General features: G+C 70.7%; 14 protein-coding genes. 6 read left to right on the forward strand and 8 right to left on the reverse strand.

The features are described from left to right. Window positions 1-48 precede the first annotated feature (48 nt). A complete protein-coding gene (locus tag AC2D10_RS05015; protein ID WP_484710844.1) occupies window positions 49-1,473 on the forward strand; it encodes a phosphotransferase in 1,425 nt (474 codons plus the stop codon). On the opposite strand, the gene AC2D10_RS05020 is transcribed toward AC2D10_RS05015, so the two are convergent. Further along, entirely contained in the window at window positions 1,419-4,901 is a 3,483-nt protein-coding gene (locus tag AC2D10_RS05020; protein ID WP_484710846.1) for an ATP-dependent helicase, read from the reverse strand. The genes AC2D10_RS05015 and AC2D10_RS05020 overlap by 55 nt on opposite strands. Next, window positions 4,898-8,122 carry an ATP-dependent helicase gene (locus tag AC2D10_RS05025; RefSeq protein ID WP_484710847.1) on the reverse strand — a complete coding sequence of 1,075 codons (3,225 nt, stop codon included), beginning with the start codon at window positions 8,120-8,122 and terminating at the stop codon, window positions 4,898-4,900. Before AC2D10_RS05025 ends, AC2D10_RS05020 begins: the two co-directional genes overlap by 4 nt. A gap of 179 nt (window positions 8,123-8,301) precedes the next feature. On the opposite strand from AC2D10_RS05025, the gene AC2D10_RS05030 reads away from it, so the two are divergent. Together AC2D10_RS05030 and AC2D10_RS05035 are read left to right on the forward strand one after the other, a co-directional pair. Beyond that, a complete protein-coding gene (locus tag AC2D10_RS05030) occupies window positions 8,302-8,526 on the forward strand; it encodes a DUF3107 domain-containing protein (RefSeq protein ID WP_484710849.1) in 225 nt (74 codons plus the stop codon). Between the two features lie 7 nt (window positions 8,527-8,533). Continuing rightward, window positions 8,534-8,821, forward strand: coding sequence for a hypothetical protein (locus tag AC2D10_RS05035; protein WP_484710851.1), 288 nt, complete (start codon window positions 8,534-8,536; stop codon window positions 8,819-8,821). Between the two features lie 49 nt (window positions 8,822-8,870). On the opposite strand, the gene AC2D10_RS05040 is transcribed toward AC2D10_RS05035, so the two are convergent. After that, window positions 8,871-9,584, reverse strand: coding sequence for a ferritin-like fold-containing protein (locus tag AC2D10_RS05040; protein ID WP_484710852.1), 714 nt, complete (start codon window positions 9,582-9,584; stop codon window positions 8,871-8,873). Window positions 9,585-9,779: 195 nt separating this feature from the next. On the opposite strand from AC2D10_RS05040, the gene AC2D10_RS05045 reads away from it, so the two are divergent. After that, complete coding sequence (locus AC2D10_RS05045) at window positions 9,780-11,294, forward strand: DEAD/DEAH box helicase (protein WP_484710854.1); 1,515 nt, start codon at window positions 9,780-9,782, stop codon at window positions 11,292-11,294. A gap of 3 nt (window positions 11,295-11,297) precedes the next feature. On the opposite strand, the gene AC2D10_RS05050 is transcribed toward AC2D10_RS05045, so the two are convergent. After that, on the reverse strand, window positions 11,298-12,218 hold the full coding sequence (locus AC2D10_RS05050; RefSeq protein WP_484710855.1) for a DUF817 domain-containing protein: 921 nt from the start codon (window positions 12,216-12,218) through the stop codon (window positions 11,298-11,300). Between the two features lie 67 nt (window positions 12,219-12,285). After that, window positions 12,286-13,161 (reverse strand): PHP domain-containing protein, encoded by an 876-nt coding sequence (locus AC2D10_RS05055; protein WP_484710857.1) that lies wholly within the window; start codon window positions 13,159-13,161, stop codon window positions 12,286-12,288. Window positions 13,162-13,261: 100 nt separating this feature from the next. On the opposite strand from AC2D10_RS05055, the gene AC2D10_RS05060 reads away from it, so the two are divergent. Together AC2D10_RS05060 and AC2D10_RS05065 are read left to right on the forward strand one after the other, a co-directional pair. Further along, window positions 13,262-14,284: an endonuclease/exonuclease/phosphatase family protein gene (locus AC2D10_RS05060; protein ID WP_484710859.1), complete on the forward strand. Its 1,023-nt coding sequence runs from the start codon at window positions 13,262-13,264 to the stop codon at window positions 14,282-14,284. Window positions 14,285-14,321: 37 nt separating this feature from the next. Continuing rightward, a complete protein-coding gene (locus AC2D10_RS05065; RefSeq protein WP_484710860.1) occupies window positions 14,322-15,755 on the forward strand; it encodes an aminopeptidase P family protein in 1,434 nt (477 codons plus the stop codon). Window positions 15,756-15,797: 42 nt separating this feature from the next. Here the strand turns inward: AC2D10_RS05065 and AC2D10_RS05070 are convergent, their stop codons facing one another. Genes AC2D10_RS05070 through AC2D10_RS05080 form a run of 3 tightly spaced genes read right to left on the reverse strand, consistent with a single transcriptional unit; the run spans window position 15,798 to window position 17,904 of the window. Beyond that, complete coding sequence (locus tag AC2D10_RS05070; RefSeq protein WP_484710862.1) at window positions 15,798-16,448, reverse strand: alpha/beta hydrolase family protein; 651 nt, start codon at window positions 16,446-16,448, stop codon at window positions 15,798-15,800. Next, the gene (locus tag AC2D10_RS05075) at window positions 16,448-17,110 is read right to left on the reverse strand and encodes a DUF4870 domain-containing protein (protein WP_484710864.1); all 663 of its coding nucleotides are present in this window, start codon (window positions 17,108-17,110) and stop codon (window positions 16,448-16,450) included. Before AC2D10_RS05075 ends, AC2D10_RS05070 begins: the two co-directional genes overlap by 1 nt. Further along, window positions 17,107-17,904, reverse strand: coding sequence for a YflT domain-containing protein (locus tag AC2D10_RS05080; protein ID WP_484710866.1), 798 nt, complete (start codon window positions 17,902-17,904; stop codon window positions 17,107-17,109). Before AC2D10_RS05080 ends, AC2D10_RS05075 begins: the two co-directional genes overlap by 4 nt. Window positions 17,905-17,983: the final 79 nt, after the last annotated feature.

Raw genomic sequence — 17,983 nt, forward strand, 5'->3', positions numbered from 1 at the left:
GGGCGTGGCGGGAGCGGGACCGCCCCTGCGCCGACCTACCCTAAGGGCATGGCACGCTCTCCATTCACTCTAGCCGCGGCAGTGACGGCCGCTTCGCCCGGAGCGGAGGTCACCGGCGCTCGCACACTGAGCGCGCACGTCGACGGACGTTTCGACTCCGCAGTCGCCACGCTCGCCGACGGTCGCGAGCTCGCCATCCGCATCGCCGACGACGACGAGGGCGCGCGCGAGCTGGCTGCCGAGGCCCTGGCGCTGCGCGCGCTGACCGCGGGCGCTCGCGCGATGCTCCCCTTCCGCGCCCCGGAGTACATCGGCGAGACGCGGGTCGGCGAAGGCCGGGCGCTGGTGACGGAACTGCTGCCGGGCTTCCAGATCGAAGCCTCGATGGTTCCCGCCGGTCGCGGGGCCGCGGAATCGATGGGGGCGGCGATCGCCTCCGTTCACGGACTCCCCACGTCAGTGGTGCGCGGCGCCGGTCTTCCGAGCCGCTCCGCCGAGGAGAGCCGCCAGGACCTGGCGCGCCTCGTCGACACCGCCGCCGCCACCGGCCGGGTTCCCGCGCGGCTCACGGTGCGCTGGCGGGATGCGGTCGCCGACGACGACCTCTGGCGTTTCGAGTCGACGGTCGTGCTGGGCGGCGTGCAGTCCACGTCGTTCCTGTTCGACGACGATCCCGACCGCGGCCCCGAGGTCACGGGCCTGCTCAACTGGCACAGCCTGTCGGTCGGCGACCCGGCGATCGACCTCGCCTGGCTCTCGGCGGCCCCCGAAGCTGCGGCCGACGTGCACGCCTCGTATGCGCGCACCGTCGAGCGTGTGCCGGATGCCGCTCTCGACCAGCGGGCGCGCCTGCTGGCGGAACTCGATTTCGCCCGCTGGCTCGTGCACGGAGACTCGCTGCGACGCCCCGACATCGTGGACGACGCCGCCGCTCTGCTCGTCTCCCTCGCCGAGGGGTTGCACTCCGACGATCTGAGCGTGATCGCCGATCGCACGGACGGCGTGGACTCGGCGCTGGACGCTCTCTCGCGCGTGCCGCAGTCCGCCGGAGCCCAGATCGACACGTCGATGCAGACCGATGCGTACAACCCCGACGAGCTGTGGAAAGACGACACGGACGACGAGTCGCCTCGCGGCGCCGACACCGACTCCGGCACCGACTCGGGGCTCCCGAGCAGGGAGACGGATTCGGTGCCCGTACCCTTCGTCGCACCGCATGACGACGCGTCAGCCGATGACGCGGCCGCGCATCGGGCGACGATGCTGAACGTCGAGACGGAGGACCTCTCGGGGGTCTCTGCGCTGTTCGCCGGTACCAGCGGCGCGGCCGGCGCACGCGAGGACTCGCATCCGCTCCCGGCGTCCGCCGCTCGAGACGCCGCCGAGGGCGACGACGGTCAGAACCCCGAGGACGAGGCTCAACGTGCCGCGCGCGCAGCGCTCCAGCGCTGGAAGAGCTCGAGCTCGGAGTAGATGCGGTCCTCTCGGATCACGAGATCGTCGGCGACGTAGTACAGCGCCACGTCGATCTCCTCCAGCGGCACGTCGAACCGGCGGTGGTAGGCCAGGCGGTAGAGGGCCAGCTGCAGCATCCGATCGTCACGCTCCTGCGCCGTCTTCGGGGCCTTGCCGGTCTTCCAATCCACGATCTCGATCCGCCCGCCTCGGTCGTCGCGCCGGTACACCGCATCGAGCTTGCAGATGACGATGTGCTCGCCCCCGGCATCTGCGACGCCCGCACCGAGAGCGAAGTCGATCTCGATCTCGACAGCGATCGGCGAGAGGTCTCCCCACTCGCTGTGCTCGAACGTTCGCTGCAGGGCCGCGAGATCCAGATCGTCGGCCGAGGTCCTCGTGCTGTCGGCCGCCACAGGCGTATCGTCCGACAGATCATCCGCGTCGATCTCCCACAGAGCCTCGTCGATGCGTGTACCGATGCCCACCAGTTCGGAGCGACGCTCCACCCACGCGTGGAAGAGCGTGCCGAGGCGGGTCTGCCGATAGGGGCGCTCAGGCATCGGTCGCACGATCGAGGACAGAGTGCCCGAGAAGTCGGTGACGTAGTCCTTGAACCGGGATGCCGGCACGCGGGTCGGCGGCGCAGCGTCGGCGCCGCGCATGCGCGCGGCACGTTCGGCGAGCAACCTCGCGAGCTCGGGAGAAGGCTGCAGAGCGTCGCCATCGCGCGCGACCTCGTCAGCCAGGTGCGCCGCCGCCGCCACCACGGCCCGTCGTCCGCCGAGCGGATCGAGCGGCCATGCGAGCGTGGAGCCGGGACCGTCATAGGGGTTGTCTTCGGGATCGACCGGGTCGATGTCATCGAGACCCAGCACCTCGATCGCCTCGACGAGGAAGGGGCTCGGCAGCCGAGGAGCCTTCTGCCCGGCCCAGTGCGAGCCGCTCAGCAGCAGATCGGTGCGCGCCCGGGTGATCGCGACGTACGCGAGACGTCGTTCCTCCTGCTGCTGGTAGGCGCGGTACCGATCCTTGAATCGTCGCAGCGCACCGCCCTGCGGATTCGCTTTCGTCACCCCGCCCGAGAGCGAGGACTGCGCCAGCGCCTGGCGCTTCTTCGGGTCGGTCTCGTCGCCCATCGCGTCGTCGGGATCCCAGGTGAACACGGGTAGCGCATCGCGATCACCCCGCAGCGCGAACGGCACCACGCCGAACCCGAACCACCCCGAGGTGTCGGACACGCGGCCGGGGAGTTCGTCGACCACGAGTCGCACGACCGCCACGGCGTCCCATTCCAGCCCCTTCGATCCGTGGATCGTGAGCAGCTGCACCACGCCGGGCTCGGGCGGCTCCGGGCGCGGCATCAGCTCATCGGTGCTCTCGGCCTTGTCGAGCCACGCCAACAGACTGCCGATCGTGCCGCGCTCGTCGGCGGAGAGGAAGGCGCGCACCTCGTCGGAGAACGCGCGCAGCTGCGTCGCCGCGATCCTCGCCGGTCCTCGGGTCTCGTTGGCCGCGAGCTCGATGTCGAGGCGCAGCTCCAGCTCGATCAGCCGGATCAGCTCCGGGATCGGCTGGGAGGCCGCTCGCCGCAGTCGCTCGAGCATCTCGCCCGCCGCGCGGATGCGCTGCCGACCGTCGGGCGTGATGCCCGCGAGCAGGCGGTAGTCGTCGCGGACCGCGCGCACGACGTCGACGGCATCGACGATCGACACGGCCTCATCGGCGCCACGCGAGGACCGCAGGCGCGCACGCACTTCCTCGGGGAGCGGTGACAGCGCGGTGTCGCGCTCCGCGAGCGTGCGTCCGAGGTCGTACAGGGCGGCCATGTCGGCGACACCGACGGCGAAACGAGGACCCGTCAGCAGGCGGATCAGCGCGGACCCCGCCGTCGGGTCATGCACCACGCGGAGCACCGAGACCAGATCGACCACCTCGGGCGTGGCCAGCAGGCCGCCGAGACCGAGGATCCGATGCGGGATGCCGCGCGCGGCGAGCGCGGCGGCGAACGTCTGCATGTGCCGCTTCGAGCGGAACAGCAGCGCTCCGGTGTGCGGGCGCTGCGTCTCGGGATCGGCGTCGTGCGCAGCGCGGCGCTCGAGGAACCAGTCGGCGACGGCGTCGGCCTCGTCGTCGACGGTGAAGGGGTAACGGACCTCGACGGCACCCGCTCCCGCTCCGGGGCGCGCCTCGAGCGGGGGCACGTCGAGTCCGGGACGCCGCAGCGGTTCGAGCACGCGGTTGGCGACGTCGAGGATGCGGCTGTCGTTGCGCCAACTGGTCATCAGGCTGTAGGTCTGAGCGTTGCCTGCGCTCGAGAACGAGGCCGAGAACGCGTACAGGTTGTCGGCGCTGGCGCCACGCCAGCCGTAGATGGACTGGTGGGGATCGCCGACGGCCATGACGGCCGAATCGCGGAACAGCTCGGCGAGGAACCTCGTCTGGATGACCGAGGTGTCCTGGTACTCGTCGAGCAGCACGACGCGATGCTGCTCGCGCAGCTCGGCGCGCACATCGGGCGCCGACTCGACGATGTCGTAGGCACCCCCGACCTGGTCGGCGAAGTCGAGGACCCCGCGGCGCTGCTTCTCGCTGATGTACTCGCGGACGAGCTGGACGAGCGTCGGAAGGCTCAGCAGGTTCGTGGCGGCCTTGTCGACATCGGTGTTGCTCCGGTACGGCTCGAAGGCGCGTGCCTGTTCACGGGCGATCAGCTCGGCCTTCGCGAGGTCGACGCGATGGTCGAGCGCATCGCCCGCCAGGCGCTGCACGGCATCGATCACGGTGCCCAGTGCGTAGTCGATGCTCTCGAGCTCGGGCAGGTCGGATCGGAGCACAACCTCGCGGGCCAGCATCCACGACGCGGCCTGACTGAGCATGGCGACGTCGGGATCACGGCCGATCCGCGCCGCGTGTTCGCGCACGATGCCGTCGGCGAAGGCGTTGTAGGTCGACACTCGCGGGCGGATCATCATGTCCTCTGCCGCGCGAGGGGTTCCCGGATTCCATCCGGTCGAATGAGTGACCGCGAGCTCGTCGAGTACATGCGCCCGCACGAGTTCACGCTGACGCCCGGGTGCCGCATCGTCGACGCGGCGCAGCGCCCCCGACCGCACGATCTCGGCGAGATGCGGCAGCAGACCGCGGCGACCGTACTCGTCGATGACGGCCAGGCGCGCTCCGATGCGCTCCGCGAGCTCTCCCGCCGCCTTGCGGGTGAACGTGAGACCGAGGATCTCGTCTCGGCGCACGTGGCCGTTCGCGACCAGCCACACTACGCGGCCCGACATGGTCTCGGTCTTGCCGCTGCCCGCCCCCGCGACCACGAGGGCCGGTTCCGGAGGCGCCTCGATCACGCGCTGCTGCGCCGGCGTCGGCGACGGCTGACTGAGCGCGGCCGCCACGTCCGTCGCAGAGATCCCGAACGCGCCCGGCCACCCCGTCACGCGCTCACCGCCGGCACGGTGTGGATGCGGCAGGGGTAGACGCGGCGCTGCGTGTCGGCGCAGTGGGATTCCACCTGCGCCGTGAAGCTCGACGCCGACATCCCGCGCGCTGCGTCGGCCACGCGGCGCAGGAACGCGGAACGCGCCTCGTCGCCGAGCGGATGCTGGTGCGCGACGCGGTAATCGCTCTTCGCGAGGGTCTTCGACACGATCACCAGCCGGGCTCCGGCGAGCGAGGTCGGCACCGCTCCCTCGACGAACCCCTGCTGCACGGCGATCTGATACGCCGCGAGCTGAGCGTGCTCGATGACGCCGCCGTCTGCCTCCGGATCGTTCTTGCCAGTCTTGAGGTCGACCACCACCGACCGCTCCCCCGCAGTGGAGGCGGCCATCTCGACCCAGCCCCGACCGCGCGCGTGCGAATGTTCGCCGCGCTCTTCGGGGTACGCCTCGATGCGGTCGATGTAGCCGCTCACCACGGCACGGGGACCCACGTCGGCCTCATCGATGGAGTGCACCTCGGGGGGCGTCGTCTCATCGCCCAGCGCCACGGCGAAATCGAAGCGTGCCTCGCTGCCGATCACACGACCGCCCTCGGCACGGACGTCGCCCAGATAGGTGTGCAGGCGGTCGACGAAGAGGTCGGCACGCCGGCGCTCCTTGCGGCCGATCCACTCGGTCTCGAAGTCGAGCTCGGGCCACTGTTCTTCGACCACGGCCCGCATGCGCTCGAGGTCGCCGTCAGGCACCTTCTCCATCGCCTCGTGGATGATCGTGCCGATGCCGGCCGTCGGGGGCATCACGGTGTCGCCGCCGAGGGCCGAGACCACCCAATTCAGGCCGCACTCCTCATAGGACTCCATCTTCGACGGCGAGACCCGCGCCCCCTCGGCTTCGAGGTCGCGCAGCGGTGCGTCGGTCGTGACCGGGCTCACGCCGTACCAGTCGGCGGTCGCCGCGCCGGGCACTCCTTCGCGCGCCAGAACCGCGAGCTCTTCGGCGGCGCGTCGTCGCGTGGCGTCCGACGAGGAGGTCGTGAGCACACGCCGGTTTCTGGCCACCAGCCCGCGCAGGGTCAGCGGATGCTCTGCCGACACATGCCGGTCCGGCGGCTCGGGCGCGGGCAGGAAGCCGAAGAAGGCACTCGGGCTCGTGTCGTCGTCGTCGACCGCCGTGATGAGAAGCCGATTGCGAGCGCGCGAGACCGCGCGGACGAAGAGCCGGAGCTCGTCGTGCAGCGCAGCACGGCGCCGATCGAGGGGGCTGGCCGGCTCGACCGCACTCCCGGTCCGCGCCGCCGCGAGCGCGTCGGGCAGCAGCCACGTCTGCAGAAGGCCGCCGCGCAGGCGCACGTTGGGCCAGATGCCGTCCTGCACCCCGGCGACCACCACCGCGTCGAACTCGGTTCCGAGAGCGGTGGCCGGGGTCAGCAGTGTGACCTTTCCGGGGCGGTCGGGTGTCGACAGCGAGTCCTCCGGCACCTCGCTGTCGAGGATGTCGCGCACGAACACCTCGGGGCTCTCGTTCGGCGTGCGTTCGACGAACCGTTTCGCCGCGTCGAACAGCGACACCAGCGCGTCGAGCGCTCGTGCGGTCTCGGCGCCGGTCGGCTGCAGCGAGATCTCACGCCAGGCGACGTGCAGGCGTCGTCCGTCGACCGCCTTGGCCTGATCCCAGATGCGCCACAGCAGATCGTGGATGGTCTCGCCCGCCGACGCCGCCCGCGCGACCTCCGCGACCGTGTCGGCGAAGCGAGCTGCCGTGCGGGACTCCGGGGAATCGATCAGCGTGAGGTGTGCGGGACGCATCATGGCCTGGCGCAGCAGTTCGCGCGCCGGCGTGGAGCCGCCCTGCTCGAGCTCGAGGTGCCGCAACCGTGCCCGCAGCCGCCGCAGCCCGATCGCGTCCATCACGCCTAAGGGTGTGCGCAGCGCCTCTTCCCACTCGAGCGGAGTCCGCAGCCCTTCAGACGTCAGCGCGAGCCGCACGATGCCCACGATGTCGCGCACGATGCCTTCGCTGCCCAACGGTCGCTGCACGCCGGCCGCGCGCGTCGGGATCTCGCGTGCCGCGAGCTCGGTCTCGAGCTGGGTCACCTGACGGGTGTCATGCGCGATGACCGCCATGCGATCCCATCGAACGCCCGCGGAGAGATGCCAGTCACGCATGACTCCGGCGATGCGGTCCAGCTCCTCATGCGGGGAGGGCGCGACGAACGTCGAGACGACCGGATCAGCGGCTGAGTCCTCCCCCACCACGGGAAGCGGCGCCCGTCGGTGCTCGACCCGACCCGAGACGCCGATCGCCTGCGTGACCGTGCGGGTCAGGGCGGTCAGCGACGGCTTCTGGCGGTGCGGGCCGTCGAGCACGTGCACGTCGCCGAGCGCACCGGCCAATTGCGCGAACAGCTCGGGAGTCGCGCCCCGGAACGTGCCAGAGGAGATGTCGGGGTCGCCGAACGCGAGGACGGCGATCCCGCGGCCGCGCAGCGCGCGCACCACGGCGATGCCTCCGCGGGTGAGCTCCTGCGCATCGTCGATCAGCACCACGCGCAGCGGGGCGAGTGGTCCGAGCGTCGCGTCATCGGCGGTCTGCAGGATCGTGACGGCCTCGCTCAGCAGATCCGCGGCATCGCGATGGGCGGAGCGCAGCGCGTCGATCACCTCCCGGTACTCCTCGAGGAAGTCGGCCGCCGCTGTCCAGACCGCGTTGCCGGTTCCGCGGAGTTCGTCGGGGTGCGCGCCGATCTCGGTGCACTCGGCGAGGAACGCGCGCAGCTCCGACCGGAATCCCTTCGACGCCCGGACCGAGGGGCTGAGCGCCTCGGGCCAAGCGATGCGCTCGTCCTCGGCGTCTCCGGCGAGCAGCTCGGCGATGATGCGGTCCTGGTCGGCGCCGGTCAGCAGCGCGGGCGGCTCCGCGCCGGCGCGCACCATGGCGCCGCGCACGATCTGGAAGGCGAAGGACCCGAGCGAACGCGCCAGCGGCCCGGGCGTGGCCTGGGCGATGCGCACGCCGATGCGGTCGCGGAGGGCCGTGGCCGCCTGGCGACTCGGCGTCAGCACCAGCACCTCTTCGGGACGCAGCCTGTCGTGCTCGAGCAGGTGCACCACGCGGTCGACGAGCGTGTGCGTCTTGCCGGTGCCGGGCGCGCCGATGATGACGCCCGACGCCTGGGCGGCAGCGGCGACGACGGCTCGCTGTGCGGCATCCTCTGTCATGTCCTCCACGCTAACGCGACGCACCGACACCGCCTCGCGCGGCGGGATCTGGTCTGTGCGCTCAGGGCGAAACCGGCCGCGACGGCGGATCCCGGGTCGGACGCCCGCGATAGAGTTGGGCCAGTCCTCGAACGACGCGCGCCTCGGCGCACGGACGTTCCGTATCGCAAGGAGCACGCGTGGAAATCCGCATCGGCATCATCAACACCGGCCGCGAGCTGAGCTTCGACACCGGCACCAGCGCTGACGACATCCTCAGCCAGGTCGCCGCCGCCCTCGAGCAGAGCGCTCCGCACCTGAGCTTCTCGGACGTGAAGGGCAACTCCTACATCGTCCCCACCGCCAACCTCGCCTACATCGAGCTGGGCACCGAAGAGTCGCGGCGCGTCGGCTTCGTCGCCTGATCCGACCGTGTACATCCTTCTCGCGCTGGTCGGCGCGTGCGCTCTCGGCATCGCCGCGCACTTCCTGATCGGCGGTCGCGAGCTGCGCGGCGTCGCCGTGACCCCGGCGATCGCGACCGCCGCAGCCGCTGCGCTCTACACCGCGCTGCAGTGGGCGGGAATCAGCGAGGGCGACATCGTCCTGTGGCTCGTGAGCGTGCTGGGTGCGGTCGCCGTCGCGGTGGTCGCGACGCTGGCGATCGTCGCGGCGCGCCGTCGCTCGGACGCGGCGACACAGGCGGCGCTGGGCATCTGAACCGCGCTGGGCATCTGACCCACGACGAGGCTGGCGAGACGAGGGTGGGCTAGGAAGCCAGCCCCATCGCGTCCATGCGGCGTGCGTGCGCGCCCATCAGCTCGGTGTAGACCGGTTCGATGCGCTCGTCGTTCTCGGCGAGGCGCTCCGGGCGCAGAGCCGAACGGCACACCAGGATGGTGTCTCCCACGAGACGCCGCGCCCACATCGACAGCAGCGAACGCCATTCCTCTTCGCTCTCGATCGTCTCCTGGATGATCGCGACGATCTCGTGGCGGGCGTCGTCTTCGCGCAGGATCGCCGCCACGCGACGGCCAACGTCGCCGTAGCTCGAGGCGAGCGCCAGATAGAAGTCGTCCAGCATGCCGGCCGTGATGTAGACGGCCAGGAGGGTCTCGCGCGGTCGCGCGCCGATCGTCTTGCGGCGGAAGGCGTCGAGATTCTCGCGGAACGGCAGCATCAGCTGCGTGGGGTCGTCACCGCGCTCGACGATCAGATCGACGATCGCGCGGTGCTTCGTGAGGGTCGCGCCGGCCGCGCGAGAGAGCGACTCCTTCTCGGAGAGCTCGGGCGTCGCGCGGATCAGTCGGCTCAGCGTCTCGAAGTACCCGAGCTGCAGGTACGCAGCCTGGCCGAGGAACCGCGGCAGCTCGGGAGCGAGCTCGGCGAAGTCGACGCGCGTCGCATCTCCCTGATCACCACGACTGCGCAGGGCGAGGGTGCGCCGAGGGGCGTCATCACGCTGCCAGAACCACTTGACCACGAGGCCTCCTCACCTGTTCCGCTCCGACGTTCAGACTACTCGTGCGCGGCACCACTCCCGGGTCTTCGCACCCCCTCGGGTAGGCTGGGCGTGTCCCCGCCGTCGGAGCGGGGCCCGCGCCTGTGGCACAAGAGACGGCGTGGATCGTTTACGTGGCGGTCAGAGCACGACCGCCGGACAGGCAATCTGAATACAGTGACTACTTTCACCGACCTCGGCGTCGATCAGGACATCGTCGAGGCACTCGCCGCCAAGGGAATCATCGATGCGTTCCCCATTCAGGAGCAGACCATCCCGCTCGGGCTCCCGGGCCAGGACATCATCGGCCAGGCGAAGACCGGTACCGGCAAGACCTTCGGATTCGGCATCCCCGTCGTCCAGCGCCTCGGGCTGAACCCCGAGCACGGCGTCAAGGCCCTCATCGTCGTCCCCACCCGCGAGCTCGCGGTGCAGGTGTACGAGGACATCGATCTACTCACCAGCAATCGCTCCACCAGCGTCGTCGCCATCTACGGCGGCAAGGCGTACGAGGGCCAGATCGACCAGCTCAAGGCCGGCGCGCAGATCGTCGTCGGCACCCCCGGTCGACTCATCGACCTCGCCGGGCAGCGTCTGCTCGACCTCTCGAACGCGACCGAGGTCGTTCTCGACGAGGCCGACAAGATGCTCGACCTCGGCTTCCTCGCCGACATCGAGAAGATCTTCCAGAAGGTGCCGGACGTCCGCCACACTCAGCTGTTCTCAGCGACGATGCCCGGACCGATCGTCGCCCTGGCGCGGCGCTTCATGTCGAACCCCATCCACATCCGCGCGACGGACCCCGACGAGGGCCTCACACAGGCCAACATCAAGCACCTCGTCTACCGCGCGCACTCGATGGACAAGGACGAGATCATCGCCCGCATCCTGCAGGCCGAGGGGCGCGGCAAGACCGTGATCTTCACGCGCACCAAGCGTGCGGCGCAGCGCCTGGTCGACGAGCTCGGCGACCGCGGCTTCAACGTCGGCGGCGTGCACGGCGACATGGGTCAGGATCAGCGCGAGCGTTCGATGGCGGCGTTCAAGGCCGGCAAGCGCGACGTGCTCGTCGCGACCGACGTCGCAGCCCGCGGCATCGACGTCGACGACGTGACCCACGTGATCAACCACACGATCCCCGACGAGGACAAGACGTACCTGCACCGCGCCGGTCGCACCGGCCGCGCGGGCAAGACCGGCATCGCCGTGACGTTCGTCGACTGGGAGGACCTGCACAAGTGGGCCCTCATCAACCGCGCCCTCGAGTTCGGCCAGCCCGATCCCATCGAGATCTACTCGTCGAGCCCTCAGCTGTTCGAAGACCTCGACATCCCGCAGGGCACCAAGGGCCGCCTGACCACCGCTCCCAAGGCCGACCCGAAGCCGCCGCGCACCCCGCGCCCGGAGCGCGCCGTGGACGCCGCCGCAGAGGGCACTGACGAGGGAGGCACGCGCCGTCGTCGTCGCCGTCGCGGCGGCGAGAACCCGGTCGGTTCGACCTTCGCCGAGGGTGCGCCCGCCGAGGCATCCGCTGAGAACGATGCCCCCGCAGCCGAGCGTGATGCAGACGGCGGCGGCACCCACGACGGCGCCGGCAAGGAGCACCACGACGGAAAGCCCGCTCCTGCGCGCCGTCGTCGCCGCCGTCGCGGTGGCTCGGGTGCGGGAGCCGCGCCCGTCGCCGGAGCCTGACGATCAGTCCGAAGGGAGCGGATGCTGCGCACGCGGCATCCGCTCCCTTCGGCGTTCCGCCGGCGGACTCAGGAGCGATGCGGGAACCTGCGGCGGATACACCCAGGCGACCAGCACCACCGAGATGATCATCAGCAGGAACCACGACACGAGCTTGCTCGGCGACACCAGCTGCCATCCCGCGGCCTGATCCGGATACATCCACGCGCCGGCCCACGTGCCGATGTTCTCGGCGAGATAGATGAACACCGCGACGCCGGCGAACACCGCCAGCAGTGGCAGCCTCAAGGTGCGCCGCCAGACGCGAGCGTGCAGCACGGTCCGTGCCCAGAGCACCAGGACGGCGGCGAGCAGCACCCAGCGCAGATCCCACCACCAGTGATGCGTGAAGAAGTTCAGGTAGATCCCCGTGGCCACGATCGCGGTCAGCCACCGTCGGGGGTACCGTACGAACCCCAGGTCGAACAGCCGGTACACACGCACCATGTACGAGCCGACCGCCGCATACATGAACCCGCTGAAGAGCGGCACTCCCCCGATCCGCAGCACGCCGTCGGCCGCGTACGCCCAGGAGCCGACGTCGGTCTTGAACAGCTCCATCACGGTGCCGGTCAGGTGGAACAGCACGATCACCCACAGCTCCCGACCGCTCTCGAGACGGAACACCAGCATCGCGACCTGGATGAGCACGGCCGCGATCGTGAGGGCGTCGTTGCGGGCGATCGCCGCGTCGTCGGGATACCAGAGGCGTGCGGCGACGATCACCGCGAGCAGTGCGGCGCCGAAGATGCACGCCCACGCCTGCTTGAGGAGGAACACCGCGACCTCGACCAGGGCCGCTCTGACGCCGTTCTCGGGGGCCTGGCGCAGCAGCCGGTGGGCGACCGCGTCGACGCGGCGTTCGAGGGAGGTCGCTCTCTGCATGCCTCGGAACGTATCAGCGCGTGCTGGGGAGCCGGCCGGGAGAGGCCTGACGATCGGCGAGGAGGCGTCAGGGGAAGCGCGGAGCAGAGCCGGTCGCGCGATCGATGATGCGCTGGACCATGGCGTCGGGGGTGGTGTTCTCGCCGGGGCGGTTGGGTTTGCCGCTGCCGTGATAGTCGCTCGAACCGGTCGTGATCAGGTCGTGGCGCGCGGCGATCTCGCGCAGCATCTTCTTGCCCGACTCGGTGTTCTCGCGGTGATCGACCTCGAATCCGCCCAGCCCCGCCGCGATCAGTCGCTCGATGAACGGCACGGGCATCATCCGGTCCCGCCCAGAGGTGACCGGGTGCGCGATGATCGCGACGCCTCCGGCTTCGGTGATGAGCCGTACGGCCGTGAGCGGGTCGGGAGCGTAGTGCGGCTCGTAGTACCCCTCACGCGGGTGCAGGATGCCGTCGAAGGCCGCGGTGCGGTCCGCCACGATCCCCCGAGCGACGAGCGCGTCCGCGATGTGCGGTCGCCCCACGGTGGCGTCTCCGATCGTCTGGGCGACCACGTCGTCCCAGTGCAGGTCGTAGTCGCGGCCGATGCTGCGGACGATGCGCTCGGCCCGACCGATCCGGTCGGTGCGGATGCGCTCGGTCTCGGCCGCGAGGGCGGTGTCGTCCGGATCGAACAGGTACGCGAGCACGTGCACGCTGCGCCACTCGTGCTTGGCCGACAGCTCCATGCCCGGCAGGAAGGTCATCTCGAGCGCGGTCGCCTGCTCGGCTGCCTCGCCCCAGCCCGACGTCCGATCGTGGTCGGTGAGCGCGACCGTGCGCAACCCGTACGCGTGCGCCTGGCGGACGACCTCGGCCGGCGACTCCGTCCCATCGGAGTGGTGGGAGTGCAGATGCAGGTCTGCGGGGCCCGCGAAACGGCGGGGGTGATCTTCGGACATCCTCCGAGCGTACCGAGGCGGAGCGCGCTCGGTCTCGGAGCAGGGAGCCACCGTCCTCGGCGGCAGGGACTTCACAGCGAATTCTCCTAGGCTGAGGGCGATGCTTCGACTCCTGGGGATCCTGTTCACCGTGCTGCTCGCGATCGCGACGGCGGTGGTCGTGTGGCCCCAGTTCTTCCAGCTGGAGCAGACCTATCCCTTCGCTCAGCTGGTGTCAGCCCGGGGGCTGGTGCTCGGGGGCCTGCTGGCGGCGGCCGTGCTCGCGCTGCTTCTGCTGCTGATCCGTCCGCTGCGGGGGTTCGCCGCCTCTGTGCTCATCGTCGCGCTGCTGGGCGCGGCCGCCACCGGAGCGATCGGCGCGAGCCGCGGTTTCGGCACCACGGCCCTTCCCGAGAAGACCGACGCCAGCGTGCGCGTGCTCACCTGGAACACCGCGGGCGAAGCCGTCGCCGCCGAGACCGTGGCGCAGGAGATCCTCACGCAGGGAGCCGACATCGTCGCCCTCCCCGAGACCACGGAGGCGGTCGGCGAGCGCATCGCTCTCATGCTGCGCGAACAGGGGCATCCGATGTGGGTGCACCACGTGCAGTTCCGCCCCGACGTGCCCGACGGCCCCCAGTCCTGGCAGACCACGGTGCTCGTCTCCCCCGCCCTCGGCGAGTACTCGGTGATCCAGTCATCCGAAGACGGCACGAGCAACACGGGATCGGTGCCGAGCGTGGTGCTCATGCCGATCGACGGCACCGGACCGACGGTCGTCGCAGTCCATGCGGTCGCTCCTCGCATGGAGGAGATGCAGCAGTGGAAGACCGACCTGAAATGGATCGCGGACCAGTGCCCCGCGGGCGACTTCATCCTCGCGGGCGACTTCAACGCGACGATCGACCACATGGCGTCGCTCGGCGTCGACGGCGGAGACATGGGGCACTGCCGTGACGCCGCCTCGCGCACGGGCAACGGGCTGGCCGGCACGTGGCCCAGTTCGCTGCCGGCGCTCGCGGGCGCGCCGATCGACCACGTGATGGCATCGCCGAACTGGGTGCCGTCGGGATCGATCGTGCGTGAGGACGCCGGTGGCAGCGACCACCGCGCGCTGATCGTGCAGCTCGAACCGGCCGGGTGACCTCCCGCGGCCTCATCCCAGGTGACAGACTGGAGGGATGAGCACTGCAGAACGCGACACGATCGCCGAGCCCACCGCCGAGCCCACCGCAGGACCCGTCGTGGAGAACAGCACGACGAACCGCAAGCAGCCCTTCCCCCGTGGTTTCCTCGAGACCATCTCCACCGGATGGGCCGATCGTCCTGAGACCCTGCCGGCTCCCCGCCCGCAGGCCGCGTTCGCCGCCGTGCGTCGGGCGGCCGTCTCTGCGGCCTTCCCCGGCAAGCGCCTGGTGATCCCGGCCGGCTCGCTCAAGCAGCGCAGCAACGACACCGACTACGTGTTCCGCGCGCACTCCGCATTCGCACACCTGACCGGATGGGCATCCGACGCCGAGCCGGACTCGGTGCTCGTGTTCGATCCCACCGCCGACGGCCACGACGTGACGCTGTACTTCCGCGAGCGCGCCGACCGCACCACGACCGAGTTCTACGCGGACGCCACCGTGGGTGAGTTCTGGATCGGCCCGCGTCCCTCCCTCGCCGGTGTCGCGGCGGACCTGGGGCTCGCCACCGACCATCTCGCCGAGTATCTTCCGGCCGAGGGCGAGTTGGTGCTCGACGACGACGACGACCTCACCCGCGTGGTGTCGGAGCTGCGGCTCATCAAGGACGAGTTCGAGATCGCCGAGCTCCGCCGCGCCGTCGACATCACCGCCGCCGGCTTCGACGACATCATCCGCGAGCTCCCCGCCGCCGTCCGCCACGCCCGCGGTGAGCGCGTCGTGGAGGGCGTGTTCCACCGCCGCGCCCGCGAGGACGGCAACGGCGAGGGCTACGACACGATCGCCGCCTCCGGGCCGCACGCGTGCTACCTGCACTGGACGCGCAACGACGGCACCGTCGTCCCCGGCGACCTGATCCTGGTCGACGCCGGCGTCGAGACCGACAGTCTGTACACGGCCGACATCACCCGCACGCTCCCGGTCTCCGGAACCTTCACCGACGTGCAGCGTCGGGTGTACGAGACGGTGCGCGAGGCAGCCGACGCCGCGTTCGCCGCAGCGCGTATCGGTGTGCGCTTCCGCGACGTGCACGCTGCCGCGATGACCGTGATCGCGCAGCGCGTGGCCGAGTGGGGTCTGCTCCCGGTCACGGCCGACGAGGCGCTCGATGCGGATGCCGGCGGACAGCACCGTCGCTACATGGTGCACGGCACCTCCCACCACCTCGGCATCGACGTGCACGACTGCGCGCAGGCGCGGCGCGAGATGTACTACGACGGAATCCTGGCGCCGGGCATGGTCTTCACGATCGAGCCGGGTCTCTACTTCCAGATCGACGATCTGACGGTGCCTGTGGAGCTGCGCGGCATCGGCGTCCGCATCGAGGACGACATCCTGATGACCGAGGACGGCCCGGTGAACCTCTCGGCCGACATCCCGCGTACGGCCGACGAGGTCGAGGCGTGGATCGCTCGGACGCAGGCCTGATCAGCTCTCGCCTCCCCGAGCGCCGCGGCGGGGGGGCGAGGGTCAGCGGCGGACGAAGTCTGTGACGATCGGCGCGAGCGAGGCGCCGACCTCTTCCGCGGGGCGCTTGCGGCCTTTCACCTCGAAGCTGTGCCCGCCGCCCTCGATCCACACCACCGCGGCATCCCGGCAGGTCTCGATCACACGCGCGAACTGGTCGAGCGGCTGGATGAACGGATCAGTCGATCCCTCGATGAACAGCTGCGGAACAGGGATCGCGGGAAGATGCTCGGCGCGGGGCTTCTCCGGCTTCCCTGGCGCGTGCAGGGGGTAACCGAGGTAGACGAGACCGTCGACGACCAGACCCTCCGCTGCGGCCATCGACGCCATCCGCCCTCCGTAGGACTTGCCGGTCGCCCAGATCCGCGCGTCGGGATCGGCCGCGCGAGCGAAGGCCACGACCGCGTTCCAGGTCGCCACGGCGTGTGCAGCCGGTCCCGGCATCCGCCGCCCCTGCTCGACGTAGGGGAAGTTGAACCGCAGCGTCGACAGTCCTTGGGCTGCCAGCGCCTCGGCGAAGCCCACCAGGAACGGATGGTCCTTGCCCGCTCCGGCACCGTGGGCGATGATCACCGTCTCGCCTGTCGTTCCCGCCGTCCAGTCCGCCGAGACGGCGGTCGGTCCGGTCGGAAGCTCGACGGGGATAGACGCCATCAGCCGCGAAGGAACGGGATCGCGACGGGGACACGCATGACCTTGCCCGCCGAGGCGCGCACCGATCCGACGATCACGATCACGACGTGCGCGAGGGAGATGACGACGTACCCGGTGAGCGGGATACCGAGCGGATAGAACCCGGTTCCCGGGCCCTCCGCGGTGAGGACGAACAGCAGGACGAAGTGCATGACCAGCAGCGCCGTCGAGAGGAACAGGTATGTGAGTCCCCAGTTCAGTGCCGCACGAGCGTTCTCGCGTGCCGTTCCGCCGGCTCGGCGCGAGGCGCGGCCGCTCACCGCCATCGCGATACCCGACGCGACGCCGCCGACGAAGGGGAACGGCACCAGGATCAGCAGGCCGAGCACCCAGGGGAGTAGTCCGCGCGGCGGAACCGGCTGCGCGTACACGGGAGCGCCGTAGGCAGGAGCGCCATAAGCAGGCGCCCCGTAAGCGGGAGCACCGTAGCCGGGGGCCACGTGAGCGGGGGCGCCGTAGGCGGGTGCGCCATAGGCGGGTGCGCCATAGGCGGGTGCGCCATATGCGGGTGCGCCGTATCCTGCCGGCGGAGCGGGAGGTGCCGGCGGGGCGGGAGGTGCCGGCGGCGCGGGAGGCGGCGGAACGTCTCCGCCGGGGAACGAGGGCTCGACCGGCTGGCTCATCGGGCGGTGCCCGGCTCGCCGTCGGGAAGCGACGCGACGTCGGGACCCGGCGCCGGGTGGGCGTCACCCACGTCGGTTCCCGGCACGGGAGGTGCAGCCGGACGCGGGGGCACGGCGCCGTCTTCCGGCGCGGGACCGGTCGGCGGAGCCGGCGGCATCGTCGGCGGCTGGGCCGCCGGAGGTACAGGAGTTGTCACCGGAGGCGCGGGCGCGGTGACGGGCGGTGCCGGTGCTGGTGCCGGTGCTGGCTGCGCACCTCCGGCTGCGGGGACACGCTCGCCGTAGCGGGGCGGCTCGTCGAGGTCGACGGGCGGACGCACGGGCTCGGGGCGACCGCCGCCGAGAACCTGGCGCGCCTTGTTCAGCGACGATGCGACCACGGTCACCTCGTAGTGGTCGGCCGCGAACTGGGTGACGCTGGCGAAGTCGCGGCGACGACGGACGATCGCGTACGTGACGAGGCTGAGCAGCATGCCCAGCGCCACGCCGATGAAGACGAACCCGACGAAGAGCTGGATCGGCACCTCGGGGTTCCCGAGCACGAGGATCGCCGAGAGGAACAGACCGATCAGCACTCCGTTGATCGCGCCGGACCGCGCCGCGGCCGCGTAGCCGAGCTTGCCGGTGACGCGTTCGATCGTGCGGACGCTCTGCCCCACGATCGCGATGTCCCGGGCGGGCACCTCCCCCGCGATCAACTGGGATACGGTCTTCTGCGCGGCCTCGTAGTCGCGCATCGACGCGACGATCTCGCCGGTGTCGGTGCTGTTCGCTGGTCGATTGAGCATGCTCATCCGGCTATTCTCCCACGCTCCCCCCTCGCCGCGTCGTGAACCGATTCCGGGGAGCTCGCCGGGACCCCCGCGCACTACG

This window comes from Microbacterium sp. PI-SA-G (assembly GCF_057215335.1).